The sequence below is a fragment of the Amylibacter sp. SFDW26 genome, assembly GCF_009184395.1.
Classification (GTDB): Bacteria; Pseudomonadota; Alphaproteobacteria; order Rhodobacterales; family Rhodobacteraceae; genus Amylibacter.
The window spans coordinates 382670-405938 of record NZ_WEIC01000001.1 but is presented as its reverse complement, the minus strand read 5'-3'; the positions used below and the strand labels follow the sequence as shown (position 1 = coordinate 405938).

26 protein-coding genes and 1 tRNA gene are annotated in these 23269 nt (G+C 45.2%); 22 read left to right on the top strand and 5 right to left on the bottom strand.

The features are described from left to right. Window positions 1–58 precede the first annotated feature (58 nt). From F9L33_RS02110 to ppk2, 5 genes are all read left to right on the top strand, one after another. The gene (locus F9L33_RS02110) at window positions 59–955 is read left to right on the top strand and encodes a DMT family transporter (RefSeq protein ID WP_152141079.1); all 897 of its coding nucleotides are present in this window, start codon (window positions 59–61) and stop codon (window positions 953–955) included. A gap of 61 nt (window positions 956–1016) precedes the next feature. Next, window positions 1017–1874: an ATPase gene (locus F9L33_RS02105; protein ID WP_152141078.1), complete on the top strand. Its 858-nt coding sequence runs from the start codon at window positions 1017–1019 to the stop codon at window positions 1872–1874. A 44-nt stretch (window positions 1875–1918) separates the two neighbouring features. Further along, a complete protein-coding gene (gene metA, locus F9L33_RS02100; protein WP_152141077.1) occupies window positions 1919–2839 on the top strand; it encodes a homoserine O-succinyltransferase in 921 nt (306 codons plus the stop codon). 18 nt (window positions 2840–2857) lie between these two features. Beyond that, a complete protein-coding gene (locus F9L33_RS02095) occupies window positions 2858–3793 on the top strand; it encodes an alpha/beta fold hydrolase (protein WP_152141076.1) in 936 nt (311 codons plus the stop codon). Window positions 3794–3850: 57 nt separating this feature from the next. After that, window positions 3851–4735 carry a polyphosphate kinase 2 gene (gene ppk2, locus F9L33_RS02090; RefSeq protein ID WP_152141075.1) on the top strand — a complete coding sequence of 295 codons (885 nt, stop codon included), beginning with the start codon at window positions 3851–3853 and terminating at the stop codon, window positions 4733–4735. A gap of 25 nt (window positions 4736–4760) precedes the next feature. On the opposite strand, the gene F9L33_RS15870 is transcribed toward ppk2, so the two are convergent. After that, window positions 4761–5069 (bottom strand): Flp family type IVb pilin, encoded by a 309-nt coding sequence (locus tag F9L33_RS15870; protein ID WP_226803901.1) that lies wholly within the window; start codon window positions 5067–5069, stop codon window positions 4761–4763. A gap of 61 nt (window positions 5070–5130) precedes the next feature. Between F9L33_RS15870 and F9L33_RS02080 the strand changes: the two genes are divergently transcribed. From F9L33_RS02080 to F9L33_RS02045, 8 genes are all read left to right on the top strand, one after another. Then, window positions 5131–5589 (top strand): RDD family protein, encoded by a 459-nt coding sequence (locus F9L33_RS02080; protein WP_152141074.1) that lies wholly within the window; start codon window positions 5131–5133, stop codon window positions 5587–5589. A 67-nt stretch (window positions 5590–5656) separates the two neighbouring features. Then, on the top strand, window positions 5657–6496 hold the full coding sequence (locus tag F9L33_RS02075) for an arginyltransferase (protein ID WP_152141073.1): 840 nt from the start codon (window positions 5657–5659) through the stop codon (window positions 6494–6496). A 278-nt stretch (window positions 6497–6774) separates the two neighbouring features. Next, complete coding sequence (locus F9L33_RS02070; protein WP_152141072.1) at window positions 6775–8529, top strand: acetolactate synthase 3 large subunit; 1755 nt, start codon at window positions 6775–6777, stop codon at window positions 8527–8529. Window positions 8530–8626: 97 nt separating this feature from the next. After that, window positions 8627–9457, top strand: a complete 831-nt coding sequence (locus F9L33_RS02065) for a hypothetical protein (protein ID WP_152141071.1) — start codon at window positions 8627–8629, stop codon at window positions 9455–9457. A gap of 32 nt (window positions 9458–9489) precedes the next feature. Next, entirely contained in the window at window positions 9490–10050 is a 561-nt protein-coding gene (gene ilvN / locus F9L33_RS02060) for an acetolactate synthase small subunit (protein ID WP_152141070.1), read from the top strand. A gap of 135 nt (window positions 10051–10185) precedes the next feature. After that, on the top strand, window positions 10186–10575 hold the full coding sequence (locus tag F9L33_RS02055) for a MerR family transcriptional regulator (protein WP_152141069.1): 390 nt from the start codon (window positions 10186–10188) through the stop codon (window positions 10573–10575). Further along, complete coding sequence (locus tag F9L33_RS02050) at window positions 10550–10948, top strand: carboxymuconolactone decarboxylase family protein (protein ID WP_152141068.1); 399 nt, start codon at window positions 10550–10552, stop codon at window positions 10946–10948. The genes F9L33_RS02055 and F9L33_RS02050 overlap by 26 nt, the downstream gene beginning before the upstream one ends. Before the next feature lie 90 nt (window positions 10949–11038). Further along, window positions 11039–11668 (top strand): glutathione S-transferase family protein, encoded by a 630-nt coding sequence (locus tag F9L33_RS02045; RefSeq protein ID WP_152141067.1) that lies wholly within the window; start codon window positions 11039–11041, stop codon window positions 11666–11668. Here the strand turns inward: F9L33_RS02045 and hemE are convergent. Beyond that, window positions 11665–12705, bottom strand: coding sequence for a uroporphyrinogen decarboxylase (gene hemE / locus F9L33_RS02040; RefSeq protein WP_152141066.1), 1041 nt, complete (start codon window positions 12703–12705; stop codon window positions 11665–11667). The genes F9L33_RS02045 and hemE overlap by 4 nt on opposite strands. 83 nt (window positions 12706–12788) lie before the next feature. On the opposite strand from hemE, the gene hemC reads away from it, so the two are divergent. Continuing rightward, on the top strand, window positions 12789–13706 hold the full coding sequence (gene hemC / locus F9L33_RS02035; RefSeq protein ID WP_152141065.1) for a hydroxymethylbilane synthase: 918 nt from the start codon (window positions 12789–12791) through the stop codon (window positions 13704–13706). A gap of 55 nt (window positions 13707–13761) precedes the next feature. Here hemC and F9L33_RS02030 read toward each other — a convergent pair whose 3' ends face one another. After that, the gene (locus F9L33_RS02030) at window positions 13762–15111 is read right to left on the bottom strand and encodes an alpha/beta hydrolase (protein ID WP_152141064.1); all 1350 of its coding nucleotides are present in this window, start codon (window positions 15109–15111) and stop codon (window positions 13762–13764) included. A 187-nt stretch (window positions 15112–15298) separates the two neighbouring features. Between F9L33_RS02030 and F9L33_RS02025 the strand changes: the two genes are divergently transcribed. Beyond that, window positions 15299–15517 (top strand): tautomerase family protein, encoded by a 219-nt coding sequence (locus F9L33_RS02025; RefSeq protein ID WP_152141063.1) that lies wholly within the window; start codon window positions 15299–15301, stop codon window positions 15515–15517. A gap of 42 nt (window positions 15518–15559) precedes the next feature. Here the strand turns inward: F9L33_RS02025 and F9L33_RS02020 are convergent. Beyond that, a tRNA-Ser gene (locus tag F9L33_RS02020) sits at window positions 15560–15647 on the bottom strand. A 220-nt stretch (window positions 15648–15867) separates the two neighbouring features. Here F9L33_RS02020 and F9L33_RS02015 point away from each other — a divergent pair. Genes F9L33_RS02015 through F9L33_RS01985 form a run of 7 tightly spaced genes read left to right on the top strand, consistent with a single transcriptional unit; the run spans window position 15868 to window position 22358 of the window. Beyond that, window positions 15868–16902 carry an SPOR domain-containing protein gene (locus F9L33_RS02015; protein WP_152141062.1) on the top strand — a complete coding sequence of 345 codons (1035 nt, stop codon included), beginning with the start codon at window positions 15868–15870 and terminating at the stop codon, window positions 16900–16902. 9 nt (window positions 16903–16911) lie between these two features. Next, complete coding sequence (locus F9L33_RS02010; protein ID WP_152141061.1) at window positions 16912–18060, top strand: D-alanyl-D-alanine carboxypeptidase family protein; 1149 nt, start codon at window positions 16912–16914, stop codon at window positions 18058–18060. A 14-nt stretch (window positions 18061–18074) separates the two neighbouring features. Further along, the gene (gene tmk, locus F9L33_RS02005; protein ID WP_255478293.1) at window positions 18075–18686 is read left to right on the top strand and encodes a dTMP kinase; all 612 of its coding nucleotides are present in this window, start codon (window positions 18075–18077) and stop codon (window positions 18684–18686) included. Beyond that, complete coding sequence (locus F9L33_RS02000) at window positions 18683–19804, top strand: DNA polymerase III subunit delta' (RefSeq protein WP_152141059.1); 1122 nt, start codon at window positions 18683–18685, stop codon at window positions 19802–19804. The genes tmk and F9L33_RS02000 overlap by 4 nt, the downstream gene beginning before the upstream one ends. A gap of 21 nt (window positions 19805–19825) precedes the next feature. Beyond that, entirely contained in the window at window positions 19826–20629 is an 804-nt protein-coding gene (locus tag F9L33_RS01995; protein WP_152141058.1) for a TatD family hydrolase, read from the top strand. Further along, window positions 20626–21423 carry an MBL fold metallo-hydrolase gene (locus F9L33_RS01990; RefSeq protein ID WP_152141057.1) on the top strand — a complete coding sequence of 266 codons (798 nt, stop codon included), beginning with the start codon at window positions 20626–20628 and terminating at the stop codon, window positions 21421–21423. The genes F9L33_RS01995 and F9L33_RS01990 overlap by 4 nt, the downstream gene beginning before the upstream one ends. Beyond that, the gene (locus F9L33_RS01985) at window positions 21423–22358 is read left to right on the top strand and encodes an AEC family transporter (RefSeq protein ID WP_152141056.1); all 936 of its coding nucleotides are present in this window, start codon (window positions 21423–21425) and stop codon (window positions 22356–22358) included. The genes F9L33_RS01990 and F9L33_RS01985 overlap by 1 nt, the downstream gene beginning before the upstream one ends. Here F9L33_RS01985 and F9L33_RS01980 read toward each other — a convergent pair. After that, a complete protein-coding gene (locus F9L33_RS01980) occupies window positions 22355–22948 on the bottom strand; it encodes a hypothetical protein (RefSeq protein ID WP_152141055.1) in 594 nt (197 codons plus the stop codon). The genes F9L33_RS01985 and F9L33_RS01980 overlap by 4 nt on opposite strands. Between the last annotated feature and the right edge of the window lie 321 nt (window positions 22949–23269).

Sequence of the window (23269 nt, the reverse complement as noted above, 5' to 3'; positions counted from 1 at the left end):
CAAGGCGCACAAATAACCATTTGTGTTAATTCCAAGTTTGCTACACCAAGGCTCCATTATGGCACCACAACAGTCACTTTCATTCGCGGCATGGATCACCCTTTTATCATTAGCCATGATTTGGGGGGTCAGCTTTTTATGCTTTGCCTTGGGGCTGCGTGAATTGAATGTCTACACGCTGGTCGCCCACCGCGTTTTTTGGGGCGGTCTGATTTTATGGGGTTTTGTTTTTGCTTTGGGCGTTCCAAGACCCAAAAATCTAAAAACATGGGGGGCACTATTGGTGATGGGCATACTGAACAATGCCCTACCTTTCTCATTGATCGCATGGGGACAGATACATGTGGAAAGTGGTCTTGCCTCTATTATCAATGGCAGCACAGCTTTGTTTGCGATCCTAATAGCCGCCTTGCTTTTCAAAGATGAACGTCTAACACCCAATAAACTCACAGGCCTGATCGTTGCCTGTGTTGGTGTCTGTATCACTATTGGATGGCAAGCATTACTGAACTTTGACATCCGCTCCCTTGCACAAATCGCATTGCTAGGTGCAGGTTTCTTTTATGGCTGCGCATCGGCATGGGCACGCATCACCCTCAAAGAATTACACCCTATTATGTCAGCAACAGGAATGCTTACAGGTGCTTCTTTGGTCATGGTGCCCCTTGCCTATTATATTGATGGCACCCCAAGCTTTGATCTGATGCCCATAACATTTGCAGCTATGGCATTCTTAGCAATCGCAGCGACATCACTTGCATATCTCCTATACTACCACGCCCTAAACCTTGCAGGCAGCGGCAACCTCAGCCTTGTAACCCTATTGGTTCCTCCCTTCGCAGTCTTCTGGGGTGCAGTCGTGCTCAACGAGAGCTTGCCATCCTCTGCCTATATTGGCTTTGCAGTCATCGCATTGGGCATGTTGATCATCGATGGGCGCGTATTTAAGCGTTAAAGAATTGTACTCCGCGTCCTTTTTTGCTTTACGATAACCAGAAAGCACGAACGGGGATACCATGTTATACAATTCTGCAAAAGATTGGCGTGATGCCAAAAGCAAAAAGGTTATGCTTTTTGGCATGTCTGGCTTGGGCAAAACCCACATCAGTGAGCTTTTGCGCGGCAATGGTGATTGGTTTCATTATAGCGTCGATTACCGTATCGGATCGCGTTATATGGGCGAACACATTGCCGATAACTTTAAAATTGAAGCAATGCGGAACCCATTTTTGGCGGAACTTCTGCGCTCTGATGCAATATACATCGCATCAAACCTGCGTTTCTCTGATCTATCCCCTTTATCCACATACATTGGTAAGCCCGGCAACCCAGACAAAGGTGGCATCCCGTTTGAAGAATATCTACGCCGTCAACGTCTACACCGCGATGCCGAAATCAACTCAATGAAAGACACTGTTCATTTCATCCAACGCGCCAAAGCACTTTATGGATATGATAACTTTATCTGTGACACGTCTGGCTCTGTGGTAGAAGTCGTCGATCCTTTAGATGATAATGATCCCGTTATGTCATCCATTTGCGATCACGTGCTTCCTGTATGGATCGAGGGCAACGACAATCATATCGACATCCTGACAGAGCGTTTTAACAAAGCTCCAAAACCAATATATTACCCAGAAGACTTCCTGGTAGAGTGTTGGAACACCTATATGGATGAAAAATCCGTAACAGCTGACAAGGTTGATCCAGATGATTTCATTCGTTGGGGATATAACAAATTACTCTCTGATCGTTTGCCGCGATACAAAGCCATTGCAGATAAATGGGGCATTACAGTTCAGGCTGACGATATTTATAACGTAAAAACGTCACAAGATTTCGATAATGTGATCATATCCGCTCTTGAGGCTTAAACCATTTCGACCTAGCTCTAACCTTCCAAGGTGAAAGAAGACCAATGCCAATTAGAATACCAAGCAAACTGCCAGCCCATGATGTCCTTAAATCCGAAGGTGTTATGGTCATGTCAAAAGGCGATGCAAAAAAGCAAGATATTCGCCCGCTGAAAATCGGCTTGCTTAATCTAATGCCACAGAAAATTCAGACTGAAACACAGTTTGCCCGATTGATCGGTGCAACACCGCTGCAAATTGATCTGACTTTGATCCGCATGACGGAACATACTTCGAAAACCACGTCCGCCGATCACATGGAAGCGTTTTATAAATCATTCCAAGAGGTCAAGAATGAGAAATTTGATGGCCTGATCATCACAGGCGCCCCTATTGAGCATCTGCCCTATACGGATGTGACCTATTGGGATGAGCTCAAAGAAGTGATGGATTGGACACAGACAAATGTTCATTCCACATTCGGCGTATGCTGGGGCGGCATGGCCATGATCTATCATTTCCATGATGTTGATAAATACGATCTGGATGCAAAAGCATTCGGTTGTTTTGACCATTCCGTATGTGATGCATCTTCCCCGTATTTGCGTGGTTTCTCTGATGGTTTGGTTATGCCTGTCAGCCGTTGGACAGAAATCAAGGAGGCCGAGATTAACGCAGAAAACGACTTGAACATATTGATTTCAAGTGATGAATCTGGTCCGTGCTTGGTCGAAGATCCAAAACATCGCGCACTCTATATATTTAACCATTTTGAATATGACAGTGGCACCCTTAAACAAGAATACGACCGTGATGTTGCCAACGGCACGCCCATTAATGTGCCTTGTAACTACTATCCAAATGATGACCCATCACAAACACCACTGAATCGTTGGCGCAGCCATGCCCATCTATTGTATGGGAACTGGATCAACGAAATCTACCAAACAACGCCATTCGAACTATCTTTGATTGGCCAAGAGTAAGTAGTGAGCAAGGCGTCTATGATATCAGGAATAACCGGCGTTATATGCCTATGCTTTATACTGCTGACTGGGTTTAAAGCTCAAAAATTCACCAACCGCGCAGAAGCCAATACGCCACCAATCGGTGAATTTATTGATGTTGATGGCACTCAGGTCCACTATGTTAAAAAAGGCACTGGCCCCGCACTGATTTTATTACATGGCGCTGGTGGTAATCTGAAAGATTATGATTACGATCTGATCCCCGAACTTTCAAAACGCTATACCGTTTATGCATTCGATCGTCCGGGGCACGGGTATACAGATAAACTACCATCCGATGGCGCTACATTGCAGCAGCAATCTGATCTATTACATAAAGCAACCCAGAGGCTTGGCATTAAAGAAGCGCATATCATAGGGTATTCTTTTGGCGGCGCCTTAGCTTTGAATTGGGCATTGGAAAAACCCGATTTCATCAAAGGATTGGTATTGGTCTCGTCTGTATCCATGCCATGGCCAGGGGAAGTTCATCTGAACTACCGTATTATGTCTAAGCCCGTCATAGGTCCCGCCGTAATGGCCGCAGCAACCGCATATTTGTCTGATGACTACTTTAGATCCAGCTATGCTTCGATCTTTGCTCCGCACCCTGCCCCAGATGCTTTTATGGATCATATCGGTGTAAATATGTCCGTCCGCTACAAGTCCTTTGTCGAAAATTCACGTCAGCTTACGGATATGCGCCCACAAATTGTTGAACAATCCAAAAGGTATCCCTCATTGAAAATGCCAATCACTCTTATTCATGGCATTGATGACACCTCCGTTCCTTTACAAATCCACTCGCAAGAGTTTGTCAAAATCGTCCCACAAGCGATGTTGCAAACAATAGCAGGAATGGGACATGCAGCTCTACAACTCGCGCCCAAGGATGTGATCCAAGCGATCGACATAATGATAGCAGCAGAATAGTTGCCAAACCTCAATCTGCCCTGCATATTGTTCAAAACTTGACGGGGGCTTATTTCAATGGGCAAAACAAACTATCCAAAACCTTTCGATGGCGCGATTTCAAAATTCTTTAACGAAGACGCCCCTACAACAATTCGTAAATCCATCGAAGATGCGCATAAAAACGATATTTTGGATATTTCATTCCCTTATTCCGCGCGTAAAGATCGTAAAGAATACGAAGAAATTTTAGAAGACTTACAAATCGAATTGGTCAAAATGCAAACATGGGCCAAAGAAACGGGTGCACGTATCGCAGTTGTTTTTGAGGGGCGTGATGCAGCTGGTAAAGGCGGCACAATCAAACGTTTCCGTGAAAATATGAACCCAAGGTCAGCACGTGTTGTTGCTCTATCCAAGCCTTCAGACACGGAACGCGGTCAATGGTACTTTCAACGTTATGTGCAACACATGCCTACAGAAGGTGAAATCGTGTTTTTTGACCGCTCATGGTACAATCGCGGTGTAGTAGAACACGTATTTGGGTTTTGTGATACAGATCAGCGCAAGCGTTTTTTCAATCAGGTAAATGATTTCGAAAAGATGCTGACAGACGACGGCATTATTCTTGTAAAGCTATGGCTAAATGTAGGACGTGCCGAGCAATTACGCCGCTTTTTAAGCCGCGAAGGCGACAGATTAAAACAATGGAAACTGTCAGGGATCGATGTAAAAGGTCTTTATAAGTGGGATGAATATACGACTGCTATTGCTGAAACGATGGTGAAGTCTCATTCATCACATGCGCCATGGCATGTTATCCGAACCGACGACAAACGGCGCGCGCGGATTGCTGCAATTCGTACAGTATTGTCAAAAGTTTCTTACGATCTTAAAGACACAGACATAGCATGTCCTGCAGACGGTAAAATCTGCGGAGATCCTAAAATGATAAAAGCCTGATAAAACGGCTTTCGGCATTAGATATTCAAATACCAATGCCCGTAATTGCAGCATTAACTCTTCCTGTAAGACTACTTGCCGCTGCAGCACCAATTAGAACAACCGCTGCTGTTAAAGCAACAAATTCAACAGTCACTGCGCCATCTTCAGAACGTATAAAACGCTCTAAGTAGCTAGATTTGAGCTTACTAAACAAATAATTTACCATTTTAATTTCTCCATTCCAAATGACGTATTGCAATAAAAAATGGCTAAAATTTGACAAGTTTATATTTAAATAAGGGCTTACAAAACAATTTCTTGTATAAAATGATATATTTAAATTTTTCAGCATGATATCTTGAGATCATATACGGACCTCACCATATATGTAAGAATACAAAATTGAGGACTAAATGTTCAGCACCAACCATGACCTAAGCCAATTACCTGATCCAATAGCAGATGCACAGTTTTATGCTGCTGTTCCTTTCAAACGACTTCTCGCTTGGATCATCGACACCATAATTATTATTGCCTTAGCAGCGGCTACTGTTATGGCAACTTTTTTCATTGGAGCTTTTTTCTTTCCTGTCATTCTGTTTTTTGTAAATGTAGCATACCGCATTTTTACATTATCTCGTTCATCTGCAACATTTGGTATGAAGTTAGCTGGTATAGAAATCAGAAACAAAAACGGGAATAAGTTATCGCTTGAAGAAGCGGCATGGCACACAGGTATTTATACGGCCCTAACTATTATTCCCATTTTACTAGCAATCTCGATCGTTATGATGTTCATAAATGAGCGTGGGCAAGCCCTGCATGACTATGTATTGGGAACAACGGCAATCAATAGACCGAACCTGCCATAATTTAGCCGACTTGATCATGTAAGAATCTATTGATACGGTTTTAAGTAACGAGTTTTATGGTAGTTTCATGCGACATTCATTGCCTCTGGCAACCCAATTTTATGTAACAGCATCACAACCTTGCCCCTATTTAGATGGGAAAGTAGAGCGTAAACTATTTGCTGGATTACAAGGTGAGCATGCAGACGCATTAAACAACGCTTTATCTAAACAAGGCTTTCGCCGTTCACAAAATGTACTTTATCGTCCAACCTGCGCAGATTGCAGTGCCTGTTTATCCGCCCGTATTCGTGTAGCAGACTTTAAATTAAGCAGATCGCAAAAACGTGTTTTAAATCGTAACAAACACCTGATCCGCGATGCATCCGCTCCATGGGCAACAGAACACCAATACGAATTGTTTTCACGGTATCTAAACAAACGCCATGCTGATGGTGGTATGGCCGATATGGATATGTTTGAATTTTCATCAATGGTCGAAGAAACCCCAGTACGCAGTCGCATCGTAGAATATTCCACACAGCACGAGCTTTATGAACGCAGTGAACTCACTGCCGTTTGCTTAACAGATGTATTGGATGATGGTCTCTCATTGGTTTATTCTTTCTTTGAGCCCGACCAGCAGCGCAACAGCCTTGGTATCTATATGATCTTAGATCACATCAAGATCGCTCAAGAAGCTGGCTTGCCTTATGTCTACCTTGGCTACTGGGTTCCAGGCAGTTCAAAAATGGGATATAAGTCTAACTTCAATGCCTTAGAAGCCTTTTATAAAGGCGAATGGGTAGATGCGGCAAACACAGACAAGTTCGCAATTGCGTCAAAAGACGGTACCGCCCCTATTCCAGAACAAGTTGCAGCAATTCGTTTACCAGATACTCTTAGCTCAAACGGAAACTTGACTTAACTATTAATATAAAAATACAAGTCTTGGTAATTTTGTTACTTTAAAACTCTACTTTTGTACTTTAATTAGCGCAATTACGCATTTTTCATAAGAAAAGTACCAAATTGTATCTTGACCTCCTCGTTGTTCACGATAGTGTACCAGCATGATTAAAACAGCACATATTGTCGTCCTTATCGGGCTGCGCGCGGCGCGAAAACGGTAAATACCCGTTTTTGATGCATGCCGCCCCCACAGTTTTGGGGGTTTTTTTATGGCTGTAACAAAGGAGAAAGATCATGAGCCGTCAAATGAATGGGGCGCAAATCGTACTTAAAGCTTTGAAAGATCAAGGCGTCGACACTGTCTTTGGATATCCAGGCGGTGCTGTGCTTCCTATTTATGACGAGATTTTTCAGCAGAACGATATTAAACACATTCTTGTACGCCACGAACAAGGTGCCACACACGCTGCCGAAGGTTATGCGCGTTCAACAGGTAAACCAGGCGTTGTTCTGGTGACATCAGGACCAGGTGCCACAAACGCTGTAACGGGATTGACAGATGCATTAATGGACAGCATCCCACTAATCGTTCTTACTGGTCAAGTTCCAAGCTTTATGATCGGTTCTGACGCGTTCCAAGAAGCGGATACTGTTGGCATCACACGCCCCTGTACAAAACACAACTGGTTGGTGAAAGACACAGATAAACTTGCTGAAACTATCCATGAAGCGTTCCATGTTGCGACAAGTGGTCGTCCAGGTCCCGTCTTAATCGATATTCCAAAAGATATACAATTTGCAAACGGTAACTATGTTGCCCCAGCAAAAGCAGATGTTGGCCATTACCAACCGAAAGTAAAAGGGGACAAAGATGCCATCACGGCTTTGGCTGAGTTGATTGAAAACGCAGAACGCCCAGTATTTTATACTGGTGGCGGCGTGATCAACTCTGGCAAAGGCGCCAGCCAACTATTGCGCGAATTGGTTAAAGAAACCAATTTTCCGATCACATCTACATTGATGGGGCTAGGCTCCTACCCTGCCTCTGGCGACAACTGGTTGGGCATGTTAGGTATGCACGGCACTTACGAAGCAAACTTGGCAATGCATGGCTGTGATCTGATGATCAACATCGGTGCCCGTTTTGATGACCGTATCACTGGTCGTATCGACGCATTCAGCCCTAAGTCTAAGAAAGCACATATCGATATTGATCCATCCTCGATCAACAAAGTGATCCATGTGGATGTGCCTATCATCGGAGACGTTGGCCATGTTTTGGAAGATTTGTTGAAAATCTGGAAATCACGCGGCCGCAAAACAAAGGCTGCAGAAGTGAAGAAGTGGCATGCGCAAATCGACGAATGGCGTGGTAAGAAATGCCTGAGTTACAAAAACTCAGATAAAATCATTAAACCCCAGTATGCTTTGGAACGTCTAGAAGCACTGTCGAAAGGCATGGATCGTTATATCACAACCGAAGTAGGCCAACATCAAATGTGGGCAGCGCAATATCTGGGCTTTGAAGATCCAAACCGTTGGATGACTTCAGGTGGTTTGGGTACAATGGGCTATGGTTTGCCTGCATCCGTAGGAGTTCAAGTAGCGCATCCTGACAGCTTAGTTGTGAACGTCGCAGGTGAAGCCAGTATTTTGATGAATATCCAAGAAATGGGAACAGCATCACAATATCGCCTGCCAATCAAACAGTTTATCTTAAACAATGAACGTTTGGGGATGGTCCGCCAGTGGCAAGAATTGCTGCACGGTGAACGCTATTCCAACTCTTGGTCAGAAGCCTTACCTGATTTCGTTAAATTAGCCGAAGCATTTGGTGCCAAAGGCATTCTATGTTCTGATCCTGCTGATCTGGATGATGCCATTATGGAAATGCTAAACCATGAAGGCCCAGTGATCTTTGATTGCCTGGTTGAAAAGCACGAAAATTGCTTCCCAATGATCCCATCGGGCAAAGCGCATAATGAAATGTTGATGGGCGAAGCCGAAACACAAGGTGCCATTGATAGCGGTGGCGCAGTAATGGTTTAAGCTACATATAAGCAGTAATTTTAAAAACCCGCTTTTTTAGGCGGGTTTTTTGTTTTCTTTTAAATAAATTTTAAAAAAGTCACGTCAATCTGGCAGCATGACACAACTTGCACATAACTTTAAACCACGCCTACACCCCATGGGCCCAAAGATCATCTTTTCTTACGGGATGACTAAATGCGGTTCGACCCTTGCCTTTGAATTGGCACGCACCGCCCTTGAACTCGCGGGCTTTCCACAACCCATCATGCCAAAAGAAGCTATTGGCGTGAACAAACACATCAATTTCGCGCGGCATTTGACCGAGAAACAAGTCACATGCCTAGAGGATTGCGCATATGATTTGGGTCATCCTATCGTGATCAAAACCCATACACGCCCAGATCCCCCAGTGATTGACCTAATCAATCGCGGCAAAGCGATAATCCACGCCAGTTACCGCGACCCGCGTGAAATGATCCTATCTATGCTGGATCATGGTCGTAAATCCAGATTGGCCCGGCACAATGCATTTTCTGAAATCGCCAGCATAGATGACGCGATTTTCAATCTGCACGGCCAGGTCGATAGTTTCACACAATGGCTTTACCGCCCCAATTGCCTACCAATCTATTATCATGACCTCGCATTCAGAATGCCACTCATGACGCAACGCATATTGGAAAACATAATGATCGATCTGCCTATGAATAAAGTAAAAAATCATGTCTTGAACAGACGGTTCATTCAGTTCAATAAGGGCGTTAAAAATAGGTATCAGAATGAAATGGATCCTATGGATCAAAAACGTATTCGCGATGAATTCCCTAATTTATTCAAGCTTTTGATCCGCGATCGCATGTTTTTACCTCAAGATGGGCGCCCTATTTTACCAGAAGGTACGCTTTTGGCCAAAACGCGCGGTGACACGGGGTGCGCTTTGCCTTAGAATCAATCAAACGATTCACGAAGGAGCGTATTATGAACGCGGTTAAACTGAAAAAAGGGGCTTCCCGTAAAAGCGCCTATGACCTGAAAAACTTCTCTGGCGATACGATTGAAACGCACACGCTTGCGGTTTTAGTCGATAACGAAGCAGGTGTTTTGGCGCGCGTCATCGGTTTATTCTCTGGTCGTGGTTATAACATCGAAAGCCTGACCGTCGCCGAAGTCGATCACGAAGGCAGCCGTTCACGCATCACTGTTGTAACAACAGGGACACCGTCTGTGATTGAGCAAATCAAAGCACAATTGGACCGTATGGTTCCAGTCTACGAAGTGCACGACCTGACGGTCGAAGGACCATCCGTTGAGCGCGAATTGGCTTTATTCAAAGTCGTAGGTAAAGGCGACAAACGTTTAGAAGCCATCAGAACGGCCGATATTTTCCGCGCAAATGTGGTTGATACCACATTGGAAAGCTTCGTGTTCGAATTGACAGGCACACCTGAAAAAATCGATGCATTCGCTGATTTAATGCGCCCATTGGGTCTTGATGAAGTGGCACGTACAGGTGTGGCAGCAATCGCACGCGGACTTTAAGCACATCTAAAAACAACTTTGAATGCACGCACATTCTGCGTGCATTTTTTATTTTCGTTTCCGAAATTACCATATTGACTTAGAGCGCGCTCAAACCACTATAAAAACTGTCATCAAGACAAGATTGGACAGTCGATGAAAATAGGTGAGCTCGCAAAACGTACAGGACTATCCGCTCATACGATCCGGTATTATGAACGTATCAGACTTTTGCCCTATGCAAATCGCGATGCATCTGGTCAACGCGATTATGATGACACAATACTCGCTTGGATTGATTTTATTGGTAAAATGAAATCAACAGGCATGTCGATCCAAACAATGTTGACCTATGCCGCCTATCGCCAATCAGGTGATGAAAACGGCGTCAAAAGACGTGCGATCCTGATGGAACACCGTGCAGAATTGCGCGAACGTGTCTCTCAAATGCAGCAAAACCTTCTTGTCCTTGATCATAAAATAGACGGTTACACCAAAACCATGAAAAGGATTGAAAAAGATGACATTAGACCAACCTGCACCTGAAAGCCGCTATGAACGCGGCGCGCGCGCCTTGGCTGAAATTGATGGGCAAGCAGGGCAAAACGTTATTGATGCGCTCGCAGATATTGCCCCTGACTTTGCCAATTACATCATAGAATATGGCTTTGGCGACATCTACAACCGCAAAGGTTTGTGCAGACGCGACCGCCAAATCGCCACCATCGCAGCTCTGGCAGCTATGGGAACAGCAACACCGCAATTGAAAATCCACATACAAGCCAGCCTGAACGTCGGATTAACGCAGGCCGAAATCACCGAAGTGATGATGCATATGTCTGTTTACGCAGGATTTCCAGCCGCTCTAAACGGTTTATTCGCCGCCAAAGAGATCTTTGCAGCCCAGGAAAACACCTGATTTCCCAAACTCTCAATTACAATAAATCACAGTTGCTTTTGTATTTATTCCCGCCTTAACTGAGCGCAATCAAATACAAAGGTATCACTTATGTCAGATTATAAACTTTATTGCTTCGCTGAATCTGGAAATGCTTACAAAGCCGCTCTCGCCCTTGAACTGGCGGGCTGTGATTGGGAACCAATCTTTGTGGATTTTTTCAAAGGCGAAGCCCGCAGTGATGAATTTAAAAAAGTCAATGAAATGGGCGAAGTGCCCGTCATGGTACATGGTGACGTAAAGATCAGCCAATCAGGTGTTATCCAAGATTACATCACGGAACAGACTGGCAAACTGGGCGGCAACACACCAGAGGAGCGCCGCGAAGTCTTGCGTTGGATTTTATGGGACAATCACAAGCTTTCGTCCCAAGCTGGCATGTTACGTTTTTTGATGAATTTTCTACCAGAAGACAAACGCCCGACAGCAGTGTTCCCTTTCATCGAAGGCCGCCTTAAAGCCGCATATACAGTGTTGAACGATCACCTAGCAGATCGTGATTGGGTTGCAGCAGACCACGTTACAATGGCCGATATCTCATGCTGCGGATATCTGTATTACCCAGAACCATATGGCTTTGATCGTGCTGATTGGCCCCACATCGACGCATGGTTGACGCGCATTTCGAAATTAGATGGTTGGAAGCATCCTTATGACTTGATGCAGCGCGCGCTGGTTTAACCGCGAATAGCCTCTAACATTTGGCTTACATGATCTGGGGATGCGTCTGGTGTGATGCCATGCCCCAGATTGAAAATGTGTGGGCCGTTTTTAAACGCTTCAACAACACGTTTGGTTTCTGAAATTAATTTTTCGCCACCAGGCACTAATAATGTCTGATCCAAATTCCCTTGAACACACACCTTAGGTTGCAATTTTTCAGCCGCCCAATCCGAAGATACAGCCGTATCCACAGCTACACAGGCCACATCAACCTGATCCACATAATCTATATATTTCTGATCAGCACCACGCGGAAAGCCAATAATTTGTACATCTGGGAATTGAGCTTTTAACGCTGTCACAATCTCAATATGCGGCGCGATACAATATCGATCGAATGCTTCTGCACTCAATGATCCTGCCCAACTGTCGAAAATCTTAACCACTTCGGCACCCGCTTTGATCTGTTCTGCCAAATACAGGATCGTTGCCTTGGTAATCCGATCAATCAGCGCATCAAACACTTCGGTATTTTCTTGCATCAACTTATGCGCTGGCCCCTGATCAGGCGTGCCGCGCCCTGCAATCATATAGGTCGCAACCGTCCAAGGTGCACCTGCAAAGCCAATCAACGTGGTTTCAGATGGCAAAGCTGATGATAAATTGTGAACTGTTTGGTAAATCGGCGACAAAGTCTCGTGAATATCATCCGCAGGGCTAAGCTTGTTAAACTCATCCATGGTTGTGATGGTTGATAACCGTGGCCCCTCACCCGTAACAAACCATAAATCGGCACCCAATGCTTGTGGCACCAACAGGATATCCGCGAACAGAATAGCTGCATCAAACCCATAGCGGCGAATAGGTTGCAAAGTCACCTCTGTTGCCAAATCAGGATTGTAACAAAGCGAAAGGAAATCCCCTGCCTGCCCACGCGTTGCCATATATTCTGGCAAATACCGACCCGCTTGGCGCATCATCCACACAGGTGGCGTTTCCAATGTTTCGCCAGCAAGGGCGCGCAGAATGGTTTTGGAGCTTTTTGTCACAATCATAATCCCGTTATTCCCACTCGCCTTACCAAGTTCTGAATGATATGTGGAGTTTGAAATCGGATTATTCACGTAAAAGAGAACTTATGACGCAACCAACCCTCAAAATCGGCACACGCGGTTCCCCTTTGGCCTTGGCCCAAGCCTATGAAACCCGTGCCCGTCTGATGGCAGCCCATGATATGCCAGAAGATCGTTTTGAAATCGTTGTGATCAAAACAACAGGCGATAAAATCCAAGACCGCCCTTTGGGCGAAATCGGTGGTAAAGGTCTATTTACAAAAGAAATAGAAGACGCTTTGCTGGATGGCAGCATCGATATGGCCGTCCATTCAATGAAGGATATGCCAGTTGAACAACCAGCGGGTTTAACCCTTGATTGTTACCTGCCACGCGAAGATGTACGCGATGCTTTCGTGTCACTAAAATACAAATCCATCGCAGACCTGCCAAAGGGCGCGAAACTCGGCTCCAGCAGTTTGCGCCGTCGTGCACAAATCTTAAACCGTCGTCCTGATATCGAGGTCGTTGAATTTCGCGGCAATGTCCAAACACGTTTGCGTAAATTGGAAGAAGGTATCGCAGACGCAACCTTCCTTGCGATGGCTGGGTTAAACCGTTTGGACAACAGCGCCGTGGCGCAATCCGCAATTGAAACCGATGATCTGTTGCCAGCTGTGGCGCAAGGGGCGATTGGTATTGAACGTCACAAAGACAATCAAGCCATACACGATATGCTGCAAGCCATTGCAGATACAGACACCAAAACCCGCCTTGCCGCAGAACGATCATTCCTGAAAGCCCTAGACGGCTCTTGCCAAACACCCATTGCGGGATTGGCAACATTGAATGGCGATAGTTTAACCCTTCAGGGGCAAATTTTGCGCATAGATGGCTCGGATGAGGTGAGCGGCACTATAACAGGTCCAGCAAAAGAAGGCCTTGCATTGGGTCAAAAACTTGCCGCAGATCTGTTGGTAAAATCTGGCGGTAACTTCTTTTAAACTGTCTTAATAAGCTGAGTACTTACATTCATAAGTTCCATTAAGATTATTGTAATCAGTTTCCAACACGTTCAGCAACTTCTGGCTGTCCAAAACCTTCTGGGCGAATATCAAATGGATAGAACTCAGTTAGGCGCCAAAAATTCCCTGCAAGAGGAAGCAATGGCCGCTCTTTTGCACCAGGTTTGGCACTACTTTGCAATGTCAAAGCGATATCCGATAGAACATTTGGATTCTGCCTAAAATAGCTATGCCCAACAGATGATCCTGAATTTTCCACATCAATAAAATGCACATTGCCTGCGCGCTCTAATATTGCCTTATCAATATGCTCTAAATTACTGCTTCTTAAACGCCCCAACCGTTGCCCTGTTGCAAGCTTTTGGGCTATCCCTAAAGCACCATCATTTTTGTTCACATAGATATTGACCTGGCCAAATGCCGTAGCAAATCTTTCTGCGATCAAACGTTGACGGACAATACCGAAATCTAAATCTGGGGCTGCTAAAATTAAGTTCTCAATCTTATAGGTCTCATAAGGGGATTTACCCGCCCCGCGTGCCTCAATAAGCAGTTCTCTCAAGGCCGTTGTTACAACATCGGCACCACGGCTATGTGCAATAATATGAACATTATCCAACCCAGAAGTTTGTGAGATCAAACGCAATGTTTCCTTAAGGTGGAACACGGAATATTCACCGCTTTCACGGTCTTTGAAGTATCCAAACAACCCGCCTGCACCAGAAGGCCATGTAAAAAAGAGCGGCACGCCAATGCGGCCAGAAAAATGCCATAAATCCGCCATTGCATAGGCTGCATCATCAAATTCATTATTGAACCCATGCACAAATAAAACCACATCTCGTTTATTCGATTGCTTTAACAAATTAGACAAAGCGTTCTTAAACTCCATCTCGCGTTTTTTGTATGTCCTAAATGCCGGATCATTTTTCGCATCAGCAGAAGTATTTGATAAATCAAACAATAATGGTGTTGAAGGAAAGCGAATAAGCTCATCAGCATCCGTAATTTTCAAACTAATATCTTTTGCCCGTTCCTTAGATTCACTAGATTGGACCAAATTGCCCCAGCTTTTATCTTTGCCAAAAGAAACAGTAACTTCGCCAAAAGCCATAGACGGTGATCTGTTTGATGAATATGGCTCTTGATCGGTCCATTCATCCGATAAAAATCGATCCGTCATAAAATACAGCTTTGGTTGCGTGGTTTGCAAATCTTTTGGGATCATATTTGCTGGGTAATCTTGTTGCAAATACACGGTTGGTGTTTGCGTCAGATTTGGCGCGGGCGCACAGGACACAGCCAACATTGATATGGCAAACCCTATTGTGCTTTTTAAACACGATACAGAACTCGTTGCCTGTAAAAACGTTGAGAACATCATTCTACACCCCAAATTCGTCTTACAAAGGTGACATTCTTTGAAGACAGAAGTCTAGCTTTAATACATGAGAGTTAAATTGTTGGGGACCATAACACCAAATTCGCAACCTTCATAAAAGTCAATTGACAAGTTACACAGATAAAGTAACCTTCAAAATATAAAATAGATAGTTACAAAGGAAAAACCAATGCCCCTAATCACAGTAAAAGTTTTCAAAGATGAACTGAATAAAAATCAATCAAGGGAACTGATCGAAAAAATCACAAGTAGTGTCACAGAAGTCACGAGCGAAAAACTTCGCGATGTTACTTCTGTCATCATCGAAGAAATTAAGGATGGCCAATGGGGCGTCGGTGGGAATGCATTAGAGCTCGACGATGTAAAGGCGATGATCACTGAGCAATAATTTTATGAAAAAAATCATTCAGATTTAACAATATGTGTGAAATGGCGGAGAGACAGGGATTCGAACCCTGGGAAGCTCTCACTTCAACGGTTTTCAAGACCGCCGCATTCGACCACTCTGCCACCTCTCCGCTTTAAAAAGTGTAAAGTCGATGCTTTAACTTTGGCCTGACTAATTCTGTCGAAAGAAAACTTCAAGCACAAAATCAAGCAAAACACCGCCTAATACAAAAAAAGGTGAAAACAATATGCTTCCAAAAATACTGCTTCTTCGATAGTGTGCCTGCAAGCAAGGCCCGCAAGGTAAAAAAACCACATATAAAAATAAGGCGGGCACAGGGAGACACGGGCATGAGCAAGCTTAGATTTACCAATAAATTCGTCAAAATAGGACTCGCTGTAGTCGTTTCGTTTAGCTTAACAGCTTGTGAAGAAGGTACAGGGCCAAGCCTATTCAAAGGCAGTGGTGAAGGTACTGGCTTATTAAAACGTAAAAAAGAACCTGGCACTGGCTTGTTTTCCAAGAAACCAGAAACAAGCTCTCGCGCCATCAAAGATGGCTCTATCAAACTCGTGGAACGTGATGTTGAATCGCCCGAGATATTCCAAGTCACCGAAAAAGCTTTATGGGATGGGCGACCTTCCCTTGGCGGTGTTTGGGTCGCACACCCGGACAGTGATCAGCCTGAACGTGTGATTATTCGCAATAAAACAAATGGGAAATTCGTAATCGGCGCTCTATTCCGCCGTGAACGCAACAACCCTGGTCCTAAGTTGCAATTATCATCAGATGCAGCTTCTGCATTAGGTGTGCTTGCCGGTGCTCCAACAACATTGAATGTAACTGTGTTGCGCCGCGAGACGGTTAACGTCACAAAAGATGGACAACCTGCAACACCTGAAAGCGTTGTAACAGCCAAGCTGGAACCAGCACCAACACAAGATATCAAAGCATCCGTTTTGGATTCTGTTGCCAAAGCAGAGGCCACCAAAGAAGGTACAAAAGCCGCTGCTAAATCAACAACGAAAAGCAAAGATACACTCACTGTTGATTTGAAGAAAAAATCAACAGAACCTAAGCCAGTTGCACGTAAACCCGTAGCAAAACCTTCGGTGGCTGCAGCTGCTGCAACGCCGACACCATCATCGTCATTGTCGCAACCATTCATTCAACTTGGCTTTTTTAGCGAAGAGGGCAACGCCAAAAACACATTAAAAGCTTTGGAAACACGCAAAATCCCAGGCCGTATTGTGAAAGCAACAGCCAAAGGTAAAACATTCTGGCGCGTAATTGCTGGCCCAGCCCAAACAAAGGGTGAGCGCGAAGCTTACATGAAAGAAATTAAAAAAATGGGCTTTGCTGACGCCTATCTAACCAAAAACTAAGAGGTCCCAATGGCTGCTGCCAAAGTCATTTTATACGTACTAGCATTCTTAACCACAACAACCGCCTCATGGGCCTTTGAAACGCTGGCGCGCAATGCGTTGGTGTACGATGTGCAGACAGGAACGACCCTGCTTTCCAAAGATGCTGTGCGCCCGATGCCACCTGCATCGATGTCAAAGCTTATGACTTTGAACATGCTGTTCGAAGCTTTACGCGATGGTCGTGTGGCATTAGACACAAAGTTTTCTGTTTCAGAAAAAGCCCATAAAATGGGCGGATCTAAAATGTTCTTACGCCAAGGTGAACGTGTAAGTGTTGATGACCTTATCAAAGGCATAATCATCCAATCAGGCAATGATGCTTGTGTCGTCGTTGCCGAAGGTTTGAATGGTTCCGAAGCTGAATTTGCGCGCAAAATGACGGAGCGCGCTAAGAAATTGGGGATGAACAATTCATCTTTTGCAAATGCAACTGGTTGGCCACATCCAGGACAGCGTATGAGTGCTGAAGATTTGGTCATACTTGCAAATCGCTTGATCACTGAATTTCCAGAGTATTATCCCTATTTTGCGGAAGAATCTTTCACATGGGCCAATATTGCACAAAACAACCGTAACCCATTGTTAAAACTTGGCATTGGCGCAGACGGTTTAAAGACTGGCCATACAGAAGAAGCAGGATATGGTTTAGTTGGTTCAGCTGTTCAAGGTGATCGACGTGTAATTTTTGTGGTCTCTGGTCTTGGTAGTTCAGCCCAACGCGCCAATGAAGCTGAACGTATGGTGAATTGGGCGTTTCGCAATTTCGTAAGAAAAGAATTTGCAGAAAAAGACGCGGTAATTGGCACGGCTGATGTATGGTTAGGGCGTAAAGACAAAGTCGAATTATACTCACAAAAAGATATTACTGCCCTTTTACCTTATGATGCGGTTGATAGCTTTAAAGCATCCATCAAATACACAGGTCCACTTGAAGCCCCAATCGCAAAAGATGCACAAATTGCCACTTTGGTGTTAGAGGCGGATGGTGTCGACCCAACGGAATACCCTCTGTTTGCCAAAACCGATGTACGCAAGGGTGGGTTATTGTCCCGTATGAAAGTCTCAGCAGAAAAGCTTAAAGATGAGATCATAGGTGGATCTGGGAGCGATCGTTAATCATGTCAGGCGGCATGTTCATTACATTTGAAGGTATTGATGGGTCTGGAAAATCGACCCAAGCCAAAGCTTTGGTGGAAGCCTTAAAATCCCAAAACGTACCTTGTACATGGACACGCGAGCCAGGTGGATCAGAAGGCGCAGAAGCCATTCGCAAACTCTTAGTCGAAGGTGATCCAAATCGCTGGTCTGCGGAAACAGAAATCCTGTTGTTTAATGCAGCGCGTCGCGATCATTTGGAAAAGACAATCGCCCCTGCCCTTGAGCGTGGTGAAACCATTGTCTGTGATCGCTTCGTTGACAGTACACGCATCTATCAGGGCGTAGTACGCGCTGATCTGCGTGAAACCGTTGATATCATGCATAAAACCATGATCGGGCGCGAGGCTGATCTGACCTTTATCATCGACATTGATCCCGAAGTTGCCCTGACCCGTGGGTTGGCACGCAACTCTGGTGAAGATCGGTTTGAAGATATGGGGCTGCAATTTCAAAAAGACCTGCGTGCAGGGTTTCTGGAATTAGCAAAGCAAAACCCAGAACGGTGTAAAATCATTGATGGTAGCCAAAGTATGGAAGATGTTGGCCGCGATGTTCTAGCTGCGTATGAAAGTGCGCAACCATGACAGAAGATGCAACGCCGCAATCTGATTGCGTGGAAAATGCGCCCCATCCGCGTGAAACAGCCGTGTTATTGGGACAAGACAAAGCACAGGCAGATTTCCTGACAGCCTTTCAATCGGGTCGTATGCATCATGCATGGCTGATCACAGGCCCACGTGGGGTTGGCAAGGCTACATTGGCGTGGAAAATCGCTAAGTTTTTATTGGCACAACCCAATGATGACGGCGGTATGTTTGCAGACGAAACGCCACCAGCTGATACGTTGGGCATTGATCCAAACCACCCTGTTTTGCGCCGTTTAGAGGCTCTTGGTGAACCGCGACTATTCCTGTGCCGTCGTCCTTGGGATGACAAAACAAAAAAGCATAAACGCGATATTACCGTCGAAGAAACACGTGCACTGAAAGGTTTCTTTAATCTCTCAGCCGCTGATGGCGGTTGGCGTGTTGCCATTGTGGATGCAGCGGATGAAATGAACAGTTCAGCGGCCAATGCTCTGCTAAAAATTCTGGAAGAGCCACCAGAGAAAACCATTATCTTATTGGTCAGCCACCAACCTGCCCGTCTGTTACCAACCATTCGGTCGCGGTGCCGCGAATTGCGGTGTGAAAAGTTATCGGGCGCGGATATGGCACAGGCTTTGCACAATGCTGAATTTGAAGTGGGACAAAACCCAGAAGCTTTGGCAGAATTGGCTGATGGCTCTGTTGGAGAAGCTATTCGGATCACCTCAGAAGATGGTTTGAAACGTTATGCAGACCTTGTCAGCCTAACAGCACAATCTCCGCAAATGGATCGCCAAACGGCCCTGCGACTTGCAAATGCATGTGTGGGCAAAGGCAATGAGCCAACTTATGACCTTAGCCTGCGTTTAATCCGTCAGATGTTGTCACGCATTGCACGATTTGCAGCTCTGCAACCCAGCACGGTCCAAGAAGCGGCGCAAGGCGAGGCAAGCATGTTGGCAAAACTTGGACCAAATGTGCAAGCAGCACGTAAATGGGCCGATCTTTCTGCAGAATTAACGGCCAGATCAAACCATGCGCGTGCCGTGAACCTTGACCCGTCCAGTGTGATCCTAGATATGTTGCTCAAGATTAATGAAACTGCGCGGTCTTAGCACCGCTTAAGGCCGCCCAGAATGAGTATACCAGCACAGATTGTCGACAGCCATTGTCACCTAGATTTTCCAGATTTCGAAGGCGAAATTCCACAAATTATCGAACGCGCAAAGCAAGCAGGTGTTGCACGTATGGTGACCATCTGCACACGGTTGCGCAATGAACCGTCTGTACGCGCAATTGCTGAAGCGCATGACCCTATTTTCTATGCCGCTGGCACCCATCCAATGAGTGCGGCAGAGGAACCTTTGGCAACGTTAGATGAACTTATAACATTGACCAAACACCCAAAAATGGTGGGCATAGGCGAAACGGGTTTAGACTATCACTACACCGCAGAAAGTGCTGATATTCAAAAAGAATCTCTGCGCATTCATATTGCAGCTGCACGCGAAACTGATCTGCCTTTGATCATCCATGCACGCGCTGCAGATGATGATATGGCGCGTATTCTGACCGAAGAACATAAAGCGGGCGAATACAACTGCGTCATGCATTGTTTTTCCTCGTCTCCAGATCTTGGCAAAACGGCATTAGACCTTGGATTTTACCTGTCGATGTCGGGGATTGCGACGTTCAAAAAATCCCAAGAATTACGTGATATTTTCGCATCTGCCCCATTGGACCGCGTGTTGGTCGAAACAGACAGCCCGTATTTGGCTCCTGTCCCTTATCGGGGCAAACGGAATGAGCCAGCTTACACAGCACATACGGCTGAAATTGGCGCTGAAGTCTTTGGTATAAGTTATGAAGAGTTTGCCGCACAAACCACTGCAAATTTTGATCGACTCTTTTCCAAAGCTGCCGCATGGTCAGCCACATGACGAATGAATTGCGATTTACGGTTTTAGGCTGCGGATCTTCTGGCGGCGTGCCTCGTTTGGGCGGTAATTGGGGGGAGTGTAACCCCGATAATCCTAAAAACTTTCGTCGTCGCTGTTCGATGTTGGTGCAACGCATCACCGATGCCGGTACGACCAATGTTTTAATCGACACATCCCCCGATATGCGCATGCAATTGCTGGATGTTGGCATCAAGCATTTGGATGCTGTGATTTACACACATGCCCATGCGGATCACACAACTGGGTTGGATGATTTGCGCCAATTTGTACTGATACAACGCGCCCAGATGAATGTGTATGCCGATGCAGAAACACAAGAAGCATTGCTGGATCGGTTCAACTATGCATTTGTCCAACCAGAGGGCAGTTTTTACCCTGCTATCCTAAAGATGAATGATTTGGACGACGTTACCAAAATTGATGGTGCTGGTGGGCCTATTGAATTCATGGCTTTACAGGTTGATCATGGAACGCCTGCCAAAGGGTTTCGCATTGATGATCTGGCTTACATCCCCGATGTCGTGCGCATTCCTGATGAAACTTGGCCAAAACTTGCAGGTTTGGATTGCTGGATCATCGACGCCTTGCGCCGTACACCGCATGCCACGCACACACATTTATCAAATACGATGGAGTGGATTGAACAAGTCAAACCGCGCCGCGCTGTGATCACCAATATGCATGTCGATCTGGACTATGACGATGTGATGAATGAAACTTCTGAAAATACCATCCCTGCCTATGATGGCCTTACAATAAGTTACCCTTTATAATGCTCAGCAATCTCGAGATCATCCTCCCCGTCTTTTTGTTAATCGGTTTGGGATATCTTTCAGCGCTGCGCGGATTGTTCAGTTCGGACAATTGCGATGTGGTGATGAAATTTGCACAGACATTTGCCATTCCTGCACTTTTGTTCACAGCCGTTGCCAAACTTGACCTTGCAACCGTATTTCAGCCCGAACTGCTGCTAAGCTATTATACAGGTGCGGCCACAGTCTTTATTCTTGGTATCGTAATTGCCCGTGTGGTTTTCAAACGCAGACCTGGCGAAGCAGTTGCCATTGGCTTCACCAGCATGTTTTCAAACACTGTTCTATTGGGTTTGCCTATCATGGAACGTGCGTTTGGTACTGATGCGCTGCAACCTGTTTATGCGATCATCGCGATACATGCACCGTTTTGCTATATTACAGGCATTACCACTATGGAACTGGCGCGCGCTGGCGGCCAGCCATTGGGCAAAACCCTAAAACGTATTGCACATGAAGTTCTGACGAATGCGCTGACAATCGGGATTATACTGGGCTTTATCGTGAACCTATCTGGTCTACAGCTACCTAATTTCGTCTGGTCACCCATTCAAATGTTGGTCACAGCCGCCCTACCCGCCGCTTTGTTTGCATTGGGCGGTATATTGGTGCGTTACAAGTTGGCGGATCGTTTTGGTGAAACTGTAGTCGTTTTAATTCTACGCCTGTTTGTACATCCTGCGATTGCCTACACACTATCCCATGTGATCTTTGCAATGCCGATTGAGTTCGTTCGCGCCGCAGTTCTAGTGGCTGCGATGGCACCGGGTGTGAATGTATATATTTTCGCAAATATGTATGACCGCGCAAAGGGTACGGCTGCCAATTCCGTTATTATCGGAACAGCCACAGCCATACTCTCTATCAGTTTTTGGTTATTCGTCTTGGGGACTTAGATATTTACCTTAACCAAATGAACTGAACTCACATCCATGTCTTGGGCGCCTGCCACTGTCGCAACAATCTTACCATTCAAATAGATATCACCAGATTGACCATCCTCAGAAGGTTTGATCATCACCTCTGGGTCAACAGTTTCACCAGTTGTTGGGTTTTCAACAACCACATATTCCAATTCAATATAATCATTACTGCAATCAAAACCGACCAACAGAGGTGGTACATATGATTTGGCTTCCATCAATTGCTCATCAGATAAACGCTCTGTGAAATCACTTTGCGGCGCATTGTCCATATCCATTTCCCAATTCGCCAGCATACGATCACGAACGCGGTTACGAAGGAATACTGTACGTTCATCTGCATTTAGCTCATCAAGGTTTTCATCTGTATGAAGAGAGTCCGCGATTGGGACAACGGCCTCTTCTTCATTCAAACGCGGAGCATCGCGTAAAATATGTTGGGTGAAATCGTAATCTGGAATGTCTGGTTGATTAAACAATGCGGCTTTTGCTGCACTTAATCTTTCAGCCCATGTGCTGGCTTTACCTAATGTGATATCATTATTTGGAATGTTACTTAACATTACCTGTACTCCTAGAACTCGTAAAAACCTCGACATACACCCGTCGATTAATATGAGTTATAGAAGTCAATTGCGGCAATACTTAGCTCCAATAAGGGAATTTTAACGTTCGTTTCAATTATTTAAACGTAAAAACTCAAATAACCCACGCTTGCATGATCGTTTTTTAGATAAATGATTTCTATTTTGTGGCTCAAACACCTCTAAATATGGCTGCCTCCCCCGATATCTTAATAAAATCGACATATTTATGCCCAAATTTCTATGCATCGTTTGATTACGTACCGTGAGCAGTGAGTACAGATAATAATAAGAACGTAA